Source organism: Fulvivirga maritima (genome assembly GCF_021389955.1).
In the GTDB taxonomy this organism is placed as follows: Bacteria; Bacteroidota; Bacteroidia; order Cytophagales; family Cyclobacteriaceae; genus Fulvivirga; species Fulvivirga maritima.
Genome location: NZ_CP089980.1, coordinates 3,613,025 through 3,624,981, shown reverse-complemented (window position 1 = coordinate 3,624,981; position 11,957 = coordinate 3,613,025). Strand labels below are relative to the sequence as shown.

Sequence of the window (11,957 nt, the reverse complement as noted above, 5' to 3'; positions counted from 1 at the left end):
AAGTCACCCTCCGATATGCTAAGAGTGACTTTGGTTATGTTTTCACCTTTCAATAAGTTAAACCCCAGGTTCTAATGGGGCTTCTATTAACTTTTCTGGAGTAATAGGCAGGTTTCTCATTCTTTTGCCTGTAGCATTAAAAATGGCATTGGCAATAGAAGCAGCAACGCTGGTAATTCCCAGTTCTCCTATACCTTTTACCCCTATTTCATTAGCTATTTTATCTTCTTCAGGTAAGAAAATCACATCAATATTGGCCAGATCCAGATTAACAGGCACATGATAATCGGCCAGGCTTCTGGTAATAAAGTTACCGTAATTAGGCTCTACCTGTGTCTGCTCAGCTATGACCATACCGGCTCCCATAGTAAGACCACCAATAATTTGGCTATAAGCTGTTTTAGGGTTCAGTATTTTACCGGCAGAACCGACATTCACCATTCTTTTAATCCGATACATGCCCGTATCTTTATCTACCCACACTTCGGCAAAATTAGCTCCAAAAGAGAATACTGAGTGATTCTTATATTCCTCGGAAGGCTCAGCGGTACCTACCACTTTATAAGAACTTACCTTCGCTCCTTTCATCAGGTTCGCAAGGGTAGTCTCCTCGTCTTCCGACACACCTGCCTTTTGCTTCAGCTTAGCAAAAAGGTTCTTACAAGCTACTCTCACACCATTAGCATAAGAAGCTGCGCCCCAGGAACCACCGGAACCCGGCGTTACAGGAAAGTCAGAATCTCCAAGCTCGACGTTAACATTCTTCACAGGTATACCCAAATACTCTGATGCTGTTTGTGCTACAATGGTATAGCTACCTGTACCTATGTCTGTTCCATCCATTTGGATAGTAGCGTATGCTTCTCCATTTCTAAAATCAGCTATTACACGTGCACTGGTTTTTCTATACGGTGCCCTACGAGAGGCAGCACTTACTCCATAGCCTACCAGCCAATTTCCATTTTGCTTGGCTCGAGGCTGCATTTTTCTTTCGCTCCAGCCAAATTTATCCGCTCCTATACGAAGGCATTCCACTAACAGACGTGAAGAAAAGGGTTTATCTGCCCCCAGATCTTTTTGTGTATCATTCTTAATTCTAAACTCTATAGGATCCATCTTCAGCTTCCAGGCCATTTCGTCCATGGCACTTTCTAGCGCAAAACTACCTGTAGCTTCTCCTGGTGCTCGCATAGAATTAGGCACCTGCAGGTTAAGCGGGATCAACCTGTGAGTCACTGCATTGTTGGGCGTTTTATAGAGCATTTTTGATACATTCCCACATGCTTCATAATACACCTGATCCGTGGCACAGTGTGAAGTAGTATGATGAGCTAAAGCCTGCAGTTCTCCATTTTTATTGGCTCCCAATCGCATTTTTTGTTCATCGAACTGCCGCATGCCTGTATTGGTAAACATCTGCTGACGAGTAACAGTAATCTGTACCGGTCGGCCTATCATTTTAGAAGCCATTGTACCTAAAATCAGGTGTTTATGTACATTTAGCTTGGAACCAAAACCCCCTCCCAGATAGGAAGCTATTATCTGCACATTATCTTTCGATATCATAAAAGTATCAGATATAGCTGTTTTAGCCTGATCCAGAATCTGCTGGCTGGCGTAAGTTTTGACCTTACCATTCTCCCAGGAAACTATGGCCGCATGCAGCTCCATAGGGTGCTGATGCTCTATAGGCGTAGTATAAGTTTCTTCTAAAGTGACATCTGATGATTGCATTCCTGCATCTACATCTCCCCTGGAGAAATCTGCCTGATCATCGGGTTTAAAAGCTTTATTTCTGTTTTTGTCCAGATGGATATCTGGTTTATCTTCTTCGTAAGTAACTTTCACTAATCGACACGCATACTGAGCCTGTTCAAAAGTTTCTGCTACCACACAGGCCACAAATTGACCATAATAATGTATTTCAGGACTTTGCAATGCCGGAGCCACTGAGGTGAGGGTAAAGGCTGGCATTTCTTTGTCTGCTTGCTGCAGTTTCTCAGCATTTTTATGAGTAATCACTTTAATCACTCCTTTTTGCCTTTCGGCTTCAGTAACATCTATAGAAGTTATTCTTCCTTTGGCAATAGTACTGGTAACTCCCTGTGCATACACCACATTTTCTACCGGAAACTCGGAAGCATATTTGGCCATTCCTGTTACCTTTAAACGACCATCTATACGATCTATAGCCTGCCCTATGGATGAGGTTTCTAATGTTTTCATAATTCTGTTATTTAAAAGATTTTGGAACTGACTTATACTTCTCTTTGGTAGGCCTGAGTCAAAGCTCTCACAATAGCTTTTTCGCCCATAGGCACTTTATAACCATTTTCTGATAGTGGCTTAGCCTCTTCCAGAGCTATAGCTGCTGCTCGTTCAAAATTCTCTGTGGAAGGTTGCTTTCCCTTCAAAAATTTCTCCGCTTTAGTAAGTTTCCAGGGCTTATGTGCTACCCCGCCCATAGCCAATCCGGCAGAGGCGATGGTGCCATTTTTTATCTGCACCCCAGCGGCTACTGATATCAAGGCAAAAGCATAACTAGATCGTTCTCTTATCTTCAAATAATAGTAATGATCAGCATAAATAGGTTTGGGTAAATGTATGGCTGTAATCAATTCTGCTTTTCCCAGGTTGGTGTCTTTTTCAGGCTGATCTCCAGGCAAGCGATGAAAATCTTCAAAAGGAATCATTTTAGTTTTTCCATTGGTCTGCATCACCTCTACTTCTGCATTGAGTGCTGCCAAAGCCACACACATATCAGAAGGATGCACCGCCACACAGCTATCACTATATCCAAAAATAGCATGATTAGCATTCATCCCTTTTTTAGCTCCACAGCCAGAGCCCGGCTCCCGCTTATTGCAAGGCATAGAGGTTTCATAAAAATACGGACAACGCGTTCTTTGTAATAAGTTACCTCCATTGGTAGCCATATTCCTGATTTGAGCTGTAGCTGCTGACAGCATAGCCATTGATAATAAAGGATATTTCTGACGGACTTCTGGATGATTAGCGGTGTCCGAATTACTCACCATAGCCCCTAAAGTGAGGCCTCCTTTTTTGTTTTCCTGTATAGAATTATACTCAAGGTCGGCTACTTCTATTAAATGATCAGGTCGCTCTACATCCTCTTTCATAAGGTCTACCAGGTTAGTCCCTCCTCCCAGATATTTTCCTTTTTCATTAGCCTCAGCCGCTTGCAATGCTTGCTCACCTGTAGTCGCACTTATATATTTAAATGGTCTCATTGTCTGATTAGTTAGTTGTTAAGTTAATTTTCTACTCATCACACATAGCACTTATGAGCGAGAGGCCTTTTTCATTTGCTCTTCAGTGGCAAATTCCCATGTAGGCATTTCATCATCACCACTATGCACCTCTTTAAAGGCCTGCACTATGTTGTTATATGCCCCACACCTACAGATATTACCAGACATACGTTCTCTGATTTCTTCTTCAGAAAGGGTAATATCCTTCTTCATTTTCTTAAAATCTTCTGTTACATAACTGGCCTCTCCGTTTTTCGCTTCGTCTAGCAAAGCGACAGAAGAACATATCTGACCAGGAGTACAATAGCCACATTGAAAGCCATCATGCTTTAAAAACGCTTCTTGCATTGGATGCAATTTGCCATTAACAGCCAGACCTTCCACAGTGGTGATCTCCTTATCTTTGCATGTGGCAGCCAGCGTTAGGCATGAAAGTTTACGTTTTCCATCTATAATTACTGTACAAGCTCCGCACTGACCGTGATCACAACCTTTTTTGGTTCCTGTAAAGCCCAAGCTCTCACGCAGAGCATCCAGCAACGTGGTTCTTGAATCTAGAGTCAATGGTTTTTTAGCTTTATTGACATGGAGGTTCACTTTTATTTCATTCATAAAAGCTATCACCTTATCCTGATTTTCTTTCGCCATAATCTCTGATGAGAAATAAGGCGCTGCCCACATACTAAGGCTCGCTGCAGAAACGCGCTTCAAAAAGCCACGCCGCGTACTGCCAGAAAGGCCCAGATCAGATAATATATTCTCTTCATCCTCGCTGAGATTATCTGTATCCACCTTGTTTTTCCACTTTTCTAAGTCATTCATGGTGATGAGTTTTAGTTTGAAAATATTAACTGTGAAATAACAGGAAAACTGGCCTATTTGTTATTTGGGGAGGTTTTTCTACATATTGAAGATTGTAAAACTTAGTAAGCCTGTATGGGTTCTAGAAAGTGAAATCAGAAATAGATATTCTGAAGGAGTGTTATTAAATCACTTGGAAGAGAGGTGAACTGAAACTAGTATCCTTAAAAATAAAAAAACCAGAACAGAGAAGCCCCTGCCCTGGTTTTGCCTAATATAACAAATTATTCCACTATAAAACGTTTGACGTTTTCTTTGCCGGTAGCATCTATTATTTTCAGGTAATAGGTGCCAGGTGTTAAACCTTTTAAATTTATGATGGCTCCGCCCCCATTATTCTCTATGCTCGGACCATCTATCTTCAATCCATCTTCTGATAAGATGCTGATTTCACTATTAAGTGCCGGTTTACCAAATTGAACATACAACTCATCGGTATTCACAGGATTAGGGTATATGGTCAAGTCTTCTTCGGTCAATTCGTCTTCTGACAATGGCTCAAAAATACCGTCGCAATCTCCTGTATTAAATGTTGTAGTTATAGTTTCTCCATCACATACTCCACCAGTGATTGTTACGGTAACTGTATATGTGGTATTAGGACGTGGCCTGCTTATCCTGATGCTACTTCCATTATTAGTAAAAATTCTACTAGGAGAAACGGACCAATTATAACTGGTGGCTCCATTAGGAACAGGAAATAAAATAGCATCAGCAAATTGACAGTTAATTGCCTGTAAAACCCCTAGACTAGACTCACATTCAGACGATTCCACATTAAGATACCTCGCGACCCCATTTCCATTAGTAGCTCCTACTGAAATTAATGCGATATTTCCTGTGAGGGTTCTATCTACTATGGCATTTGAAATACTGGTACTAGAGGTATTGTAAATAAGCTGGCCATTAACGGTTCCGATCCCTACAGACCAGCGCTGAGGAGTGCCATTTAGCCCCGTTACAGTAGCAGTGAATGGTAAGCCACTAATTACAGTATTATTATTTACCCGGCCCGGGCCTCCCGTTACAGTAATCACCTGAGCATAGCCCGTCATCATCAGTACAAAGAGTACAGCAGTTAGTAAAAGTTGTCGTTTCATAGGTTTAGGTTTTAGGTTGGTTTATATAATTTTGATTTTCAATGCGTAGCCCGCAAAAATCATATCTTAATTTAATCAAGAATTACATATTTAAAAAGCATTAAAAAATATAAATACTTTATATAGTATAAATTTTTAAACAATAATCTCATTTAATTATCAAGTACATTTTTTCATGAAATCAAAACTCATACTCATTAACTCTCTACTATTCGCATTTTTTGGTTTTACTAGTTGTAGCGATGATGACAACTCAGAAGATATTATAGATGTAGAACATGAAATCAATTTCACATCTCCACAGTCAGAGGAAACCGTTTGGAATGAAGCTACTGTTACTTTTGAAGTGACCGCTAATCAAGATCCTGACAAAATTGAGGTTTTTCTCAATGAAGAACTCCTAGCCACCCTCACCTCTGAACCTTACGAATTTACTTTTAACTCGCAGGAATACGAAGATGGTGATTATACTCTAAAGGCTGTTACTTTTGACCAGTCAGGTCAGGAAATCACTTCTGAAAACCTGGACGTTAAAATCAACAACACCTTATTAGACTTTAGCATAGCTGATATTGAATATCATGAAAACCAGTATATTATTTTAACATCTGATGATGGAGAACTGCTTACATATATAAAAACGAATAACTCTGGAGAGTCCATCAAACTCAAAAGACCATCGGACTTCAATGAAGCCTTATTTGCGATGCATAATATTACCATTCAGCACTATAATAACCCTGAACGTGGTGATGCAGTAATTTTAAAGAGCATTTATAAACTAAGCCCAGGTGAATTTCAACTAGGTAGAGATACCGAAATAGACTATTTTTCGAACTATATTGATATCAATTTCAGTGATATACCTGAACATTCAGGAGGTACGCTTTCTACTCTGGACTATTTCACTAACATTACTGAATTAAAAGAATCCTATGTACAAATACCTCAGAATCCAGAAGAGAGGTCTACTTATCTCATGTTAAACACAGTAGATGGTCCTGCCTACCAACTTATTAAAAACATGGGAAATGCAACCTATGAGGTTTCCCTGAGCCAAATGAATTATAATATGGATGAACTTACTATTAGTATGGATAATCCTAATTATCATATCGCCAGCCATTCAGTAAGGTCTATTGAGCATGGAAAACAAGCCAAAGTGCTTGTATCAAACTATGAAATGACAGATAATTATGTTTTCTATTTCCCTAATGATCATCCTTTCAACAGGTATCAATCTTTAATAGAAGTAAAGGAAACCAATGGCAACCACAGCTACAGCTACACAAAAACCGGAGATGTAAGCACCAATTTTGAATTTCTTAATGCACAGCTTGATATACAGGAAACTGGTGAAAATGAAGTATCAGTTGATATTTCTGGAGACTATGATTTTCTTTCACTAAACTGGACAAGTTTTTCTAACTTATCTAATTCACCAAACAGTGATAGATATTATTGGCACACAGAGTCTAAAACCTATGATGAAGTACATTTTCCCGAATTGCCTACTGAGATTCTTGAGCTATATCCTAGAATTAGAAAAGAGCAATTTATCAATGGAAACGACGTTAGAATTAACGGCGAATTATTTGATTATGACATCTGCCAATCTTACGAAGACTACATCCTAAAGTCTTATTATAGCAATGGGTACGATTTATTTCATAATTCTCAAGAACTGAAAATAGTCCGACATAATATCGGATATTAATTATCCGGAATTAGGTCACAATAGTTCTAAAGGTCAAGTTAATTCTTGGCCTTTTTATTTTTTGGTGGGCGGCAGCCGATGTAACCAGTGGGTTTGGGTGGTGCCAGTCATCTCCAGCAGACTACCATGAGCTAACACCAACTCTACTTTCTCTTTGGTTTGCTTATGCTTGAAGGCAAATTTCCTTTCTGCTCCCAAACTTAGTGAACCTATTGATCCATTCTTTTTCAAGTCCAGATCACCATCGCTATGCCAGGCCATGCTTTCCTCTCCGGTATGATATAAGTTGAGCAGGCAAGAATTATATGTTTCTCCGGTTTCCTGCTCCACTATAGCTTTGAGTTGCTTTAATTCTTCCGTCCACGGTAATGCCATTTTGGTGGTGTTAGAATAAGTATATTCATAAGGCTCATCTCCGTACCAGGCCACTTTGCGCTTGGTAATAAACTTCTTACCATACATATTCGCCTCGTCATGGCGCCATTCTATGGTATCCATCAAAACATCATAATAGTGGTCTGCATCTTTTTGAGATAGCACATACCCAAAATAATGCACTGTGCCACCGTAAGGCAGCCAATTAGTGGTTTTATCTGGTTGAGGGTTAAAGAGATCCATGTTTCCAAAGTTCGTAAAATTCTTTCATACAATGTGAACAGGGCCTATAGTCTTGTTCTTCAGCTTACCTTTTAGATATGAAGAATACTCTGTTTTCACTCTTCATCCGTTTGCCTGATTTACACTGGAGTGTGCCATAAATTTTCAGTTTTCTATTCCCAGCAAACTGAATTTTATTTGACTTGATGAGTTTAAATAGTTGTTCTTTTGATATGGAAGAGTGGTTTAGCATATAAAAATTCTATCGACCTTGATGAAAATGCGTTAAGAATTTCAAGTAATAGAGCGTTAAGAAAATATCCTTGTTTGAGCCCGATGATAATCGGGTGAGTTTGGATATTTTTAGCGTCATGGATTGAAATTTAGCTATTCTCATCAGAGTCTTGATTTTTTTGTTTCGTTTTTGGATCAAGCCAAAAATGAAAAATTAAGATAATTAACTAACCGCATCGTGAAAAATAACTGCCATCACAAACTTCTCACCTGATACCAATCCACTCACTCCTTGCTTAATAGTCACTCTATAATAAGCTCTTGATCCTTTTACAAGCCAGAAGTTGGTGATAAAAAGTCACTGCATTAAATCTGTCTTTTCATATTTCAAAATCGAGGACGTTGGTTTCATTTGACCTTTCTCATGCATTTCTGAAGTTAGAGACTAAAAGTCTAGCGTTTTCACTTTTGAAACCATGCTCTCCATTACTGCGCTACCTTCACTCCCTCCCAACCTATAATCGCGGTCTTTCGGTCTGTTCCCCACATATAACCTCCAAATACCCCTGAAGATTGTATCACCCTGTGGCAAGGTATTAAAAAGGCTACTGGATTATTACCTACCGCCGTACCCACCGCTCGGGAGGCTTTAGGATTTCCTATTTGCTCAGCAATGCGCCCGTAGGTAGATAATTTACCCATCGGGATTTTTAGCAGACTTTCCCATACTTTTAATTGAAAATCAGTGCCTTTTAAGTGTAACTTCACCTTAGAAAGCTGGCTCCAGTCTTTTTGAAAAATAATCAGAGCATTGCGCTGCATATCATCCATTTTTTTATTAAAAGAGGCCTTTGGATACTTAGCCATGAGCATTTCCACGGCACTTTCTTCCTCCTGATGAAACTCCATATAGCATATGCCTTTTTGAGTAGACGCCACCAACACGTGACCAAACGGACTTTCGGCCCAGCTATAATTAATGATTAGGTTCTTTCCTCCATTCTTATATTCTGCGGGTGTCATGCCTTCAATATTCACAAAAAGATCATGTAAACGACTGGTACTAGACAGCCCCGTTTCAAATGTAGCATCAAATAAAGTGCTCCCCTCCTGCTGCTGTAGTATGGCTTTTGCATGCTCCACACTTATGTATTGCAAAAACTTTTTAGGGCTGGTACCTGCCCACTCGGTAAAAAGTCGCTGAAAATGTGAAGGACTCAAATGTACCTGCCTGGCCACCTCATTAAGGTTGGGCTGTAGCCTAAAATGTGCTTGTAAATATTCTATAGCCTTGGCTATCCTATCAAAGCTTAATTTGTCCTTAGTTTCCATTTTCTTAAAATTAATATTACAAAACTCCATGATCATGAGCACAACTACAATCCGAATCTTGCTGAGTTTCTTTGTTATTTTACCGATCGTTTGGTAATTATTTATAAGTTTTCTAAGTTTGATACATGCGACCACAAAAAGTACTAGACACACAGGTTTTAGAAGGGCTTACACAAGTTTTTCGCACCAAAGGGTATGAAGGAGCCAGCCTTCAAGACCTGTCAGAAGCTACGGGCTTAATGAAAGCCAGTCTTTACCACAGGTTTCCTAAGGGCAAACAGGAAATGGCGACTGCGGTACTTAACGACGTGGCAGAGACAGCGCAAGAAACCATTTTTGATACGCTTTTAGATAAAAAGCTCCCTGCTATAAAAAGGTTCAAAAAAGGAATAGATCAAATAAAGGCGTTTTACGATAATGGTAAAAATGTTTGTTTGCTAAGAGCGCTTTCTATGCAAGGCGGTCTGGAATTGTTTCAAGAGCAGATTAATCAGGGGTTTAATGATTGGTTAGATGTGTTTTATAAAATAGGACTGGATTTAGGCTTAGAGCCGAAAAAATCTAAAGACTATGCTTTGCTCTCTTTGGTAGAAATACAAGGAAGCCTGGTGGTAAGCCACGGAACCAATAAAACTGACATTTTTGAAATGACCCTTAAAAACATTGAAAATCGATATTTAAAGGAATAAAAAAATTTGATTACAAATTTTACCGATCGTTCCGTAAATTTAAAATTTAATGATTATGAACAGAATAACGTATAAAAACTTAGAGGTAGAAGGTATAAACATAGCTTATAGAGAAGCAGGAAACCCTGAAAAGCCAACCATTGTGTTGCTACATGGATATCCATCTTCTTCACATCAGTACAGGAAGGTGATGTATCAGTTATATGATGAGTTTCACCTTATTGCTCCTGACTATCCGGGGTTTGGAAACAGTGATGTTCCGCCTCCCAAAACATTTGAATATACCTTTGATAACCTGGCTCGAATTACTAACCTGTTTCTTGAGCAAAAAGGCATTGATTCATATGCTATTATGATGCAGGATTATGGCGCTCCGGTTGGGTTTAGAATAGCCACGGCTCATCCGGAAAGAATAACAGCCATCATCACGCAAAATGGAAATGCTTATGAAGAAGGTCTTGGTGAGGCTTGGGAAGATATTAAAGCACTCTGGAAAGATCGAAATCCAGAAACTGAAAAAGCGCTACATCATGCTTTTACAGTAGAAGGGTTAAAATGGCACTATGTACATGGTACTAAAAACGAGGAAAACATAAATCCTGACACTTGGAATATAGACTTGCTAAAAGTATCAAGGCCTAATGTACATGAGCTTAATCTTGACTTGTTTTATGATTATAGAAATAACGTGAAACTATACCCGGAATGGCAGCAGTACATGAGAGAACACCAACCTGCCGTGCTGGTAGTGTGGGGTAAAAACGATGAATATTTCCCCGAAAGTGGAGCCAGTGCTTTTAAGAAGGACATCAAAAACATAGATTATAACCTCTATGACACCGGACATTTTGCCTTAGAAGAATGTGGCGAAGAAATTATTGAAAAGATCAGGAGCTTTATGAAAGCATTGCCTTCATAAAATGAAAATAGTCCTTATTTAGAGTTATAAAAGAGTTGTATCAAAAGTTATCTTAAGCCAGATTGAGGAATCAAAAGTCTTCCGAATTTTAATTAGAAGCCTATTTCAAGTACCTCAATTTGAAAACCAATAGCCATAGGCACTTTTGATACACCCTCTTTTACACATTATTAACATTAGTCTTAGCAAAAAACTATCTTCCTATCCCTTATCTACCATCTGAGCCATTTTCTCACTATACCTGGCTCCGGTATCAGGATATTTTTTTAATAAATCTTCAATTTTATTCAAGTCATCAGGAGTAAGTTCCACCTCCACACTTCCGGCATTTTCTTCTAAATATTTACGTTTTTTAGTACCAGGAATAGGGATAATATTATCTCCCTGATGTAGCACCCAGGCTATAGCCAGCTGTGCGGGTGTACAAAGTTTCTCCTGCGCCATCGCCGCAAATTCCCTAGCCAGGTTTTGATTATTCTCAGCATATTCCTCCTGATAGCGAGGTAGCTGCTTACGAAAATCATTATCCTTCAGCTCAGCGACATTAAGTGTATTAGTTACCAAACCTCTCGCTAACGGACTGAAAGGCACAAAGGTGATATTCAATTCCTTACACAGAGGCAATATTTCATTTTCCACCTCTCTGGTAAGTAAAGAATACTCACTTTGCAAGGCCGAAATAGGATGCACTGCATGAGCTTTTCTTATAGAAGTAGCGGAAGCTTCTGAGAGTCCTAAATATTTGACTTTCCCTTCTTTTACCAGATCCGCCATAGCTCCTACTGTTTCTTCAATAGGCACTTTCGGGTCTACTCTGTGAGCATAATACAAATCAATTACTTCTGTATTTAATCGTTTTAAGCTTGCCTCCACTGCTTCTTTAACATGCTTGGGTGAACCATCGAAATTATTGTACATGCCCTCTCCCGGAACAAACCCAAACTTAGTGGCCAGGAATATATTATCTCTATGCCTATTAAGCACTTCTGAAATTAACTTCTCATTTTCTCCATTGCCATAAATATCCGCCGTATCCCAGAAGTTAATGCCTAATTCAATCGCCCTTTTTAAAGTAGCAATAGATTCGGCATCATTACGCTCGCCGTAAGCATGGCTCATACCCATGCAGCCCAGCCCTATGGCTGATAACTTCACGCCAGTTTTTCCTAATTCTCTTTGTTTCATAATTAAATATTATTTAAAATGAAGGTGTATCAAAGTTGATAATTCTTATTG

Annotated in this window: 11 protein-coding genes; 3 read left to right on the top strand and 8 right to left on the bottom strand. The window is 39.2% G+C overall.

Annotated elements, in window-relative coordinates:
- Positions 1-57: 57 nt before the first annotated feature.
- From LVD15_RS15435 to LVD15_RS15420, 4 genes are all read right to left on the bottom strand, one after another.
- Positions 58-2,226, bottom strand: a complete 2,169-nt coding sequence (locus LVD15_RS15435; RefSeq protein ID WP_233776118.1) for a xanthine dehydrogenase family protein molybdopterin-binding subunit — start codon at positions 2,224-2,226, stop codon at positions 58-60.
- Positions 2,227-2,258: 32 nt separating this feature from the next.
- Positions 2,259-3,251: an FAD binding domain-containing protein gene (locus LVD15_RS15430; protein WP_233776117.1), complete on the bottom strand. Its 993-nt coding sequence runs from the start codon at positions 3,249-3,251 to the stop codon at positions 2,259-2,261.
- 51 nt (positions 3,252-3,302) lie between these two features.
- Positions 3,303-4,094 (bottom strand): 2Fe-2S iron-sulfur cluster-binding protein, encoded by a 792-nt coding sequence (locus LVD15_RS15425; RefSeq protein ID WP_233776116.1) that lies wholly within the window; start codon positions 4,092-4,094, stop codon positions 3,303-3,305.
- Positions 4,095-4,357: 263 nt separating this feature from the next.
- Positions 4,358-5,233: a T9SS type A sorting domain-containing protein gene (locus LVD15_RS15420; protein ID WP_233776115.1), complete on the bottom strand. Its 876-nt coding sequence runs from the start codon at positions 5,231-5,233 to the stop codon at positions 4,358-4,360.
- Between the two features lie 175 nt (positions 5,234-5,408).
- Between LVD15_RS15420 and LVD15_RS15415 the strand changes: the two genes are divergently transcribed.
- The gene (locus LVD15_RS15415) at positions 5,409-6,950 is read left to right on the top strand and encodes an Ig-like domain-containing protein (RefSeq protein WP_233776114.1); all 1,542 of its coding nucleotides are present in this window, start codon (positions 5,409-5,411) and stop codon (positions 6,948-6,950) included.
- A gap of 54 nt (positions 6,951-7,004) precedes the next feature.
- Here LVD15_RS15415 and LVD15_RS15410 read toward each other — a convergent pair whose 3' ends face one another.
- The 3 genes from LVD15_RS15410 to LVD15_RS15405 all read right to left on the bottom strand — a co-directional run bounded on the left by LVD15_RS15410 (position 7,005) and on the right by LVD15_RS15405 (position 9,113).
- On the bottom strand, positions 7,005-7,568 hold the full coding sequence (locus tag LVD15_RS15410) for an alpha-ketoglutarate-dependent dioxygenase AlkB family protein (RefSeq protein ID WP_306416719.1): 564 nt from the start codon (positions 7,566-7,568) through the stop codon (positions 7,005-7,007).
- 436 nt (positions 7,569-8,004) lie between these two features.
- Complete coding sequence (locus LVD15_RS27290) at positions 8,005-8,133, bottom strand: 2OG-Fe(II) oxygenase (protein WP_370687420.1); 129 nt, start codon at positions 8,131-8,133, stop codon at positions 8,005-8,007.
- Positions 8,134-8,267: 134 nt separating this feature from the next.
- Complete coding sequence (locus LVD15_RS15405; RefSeq protein WP_233776113.1) at positions 8,268-9,113, bottom strand: methylated-DNA--[protein]-cysteine S-methyltransferase; 846 nt, start codon at positions 9,111-9,113, stop codon at positions 8,268-8,270.
- A 125-nt stretch (positions 9,114-9,238) separates the two neighbouring features.
- Between LVD15_RS15405 and LVD15_RS15400 the strand changes: the two genes are divergently transcribed.
- Together LVD15_RS15400 and LVD15_RS15395 are read left to right on the top strand one after the other, a co-directional pair.
- Positions 9,239-9,802 (top strand): TetR/AcrR family transcriptional regulator, encoded by a 564-nt coding sequence (locus LVD15_RS15400; protein WP_233776112.1) that lies wholly within the window; start codon positions 9,239-9,241, stop codon positions 9,800-9,802.
- Positions 9,803-9,857: 55 nt separating this feature from the next.
- A complete protein-coding gene (locus tag LVD15_RS15395; protein ID WP_233776111.1) occupies positions 9,858-10,721 on the top strand; it encodes an alpha/beta fold hydrolase in 864 nt (287 codons plus the stop codon).
- 201 nt (positions 10,722-10,922) lie between these two features.
- On the opposite strand, the gene LVD15_RS15390 is transcribed toward LVD15_RS15395, so the two are convergent.
- Positions 10,923-11,906, bottom strand: a complete 984-nt coding sequence (locus LVD15_RS15390; RefSeq protein WP_233776110.1) for an aldo/keto reductase — start codon at positions 11,904-11,906, stop codon at positions 10,923-10,925.
- Between the last annotated feature and the right edge of the window lie 51 nt (positions 11,907-11,957).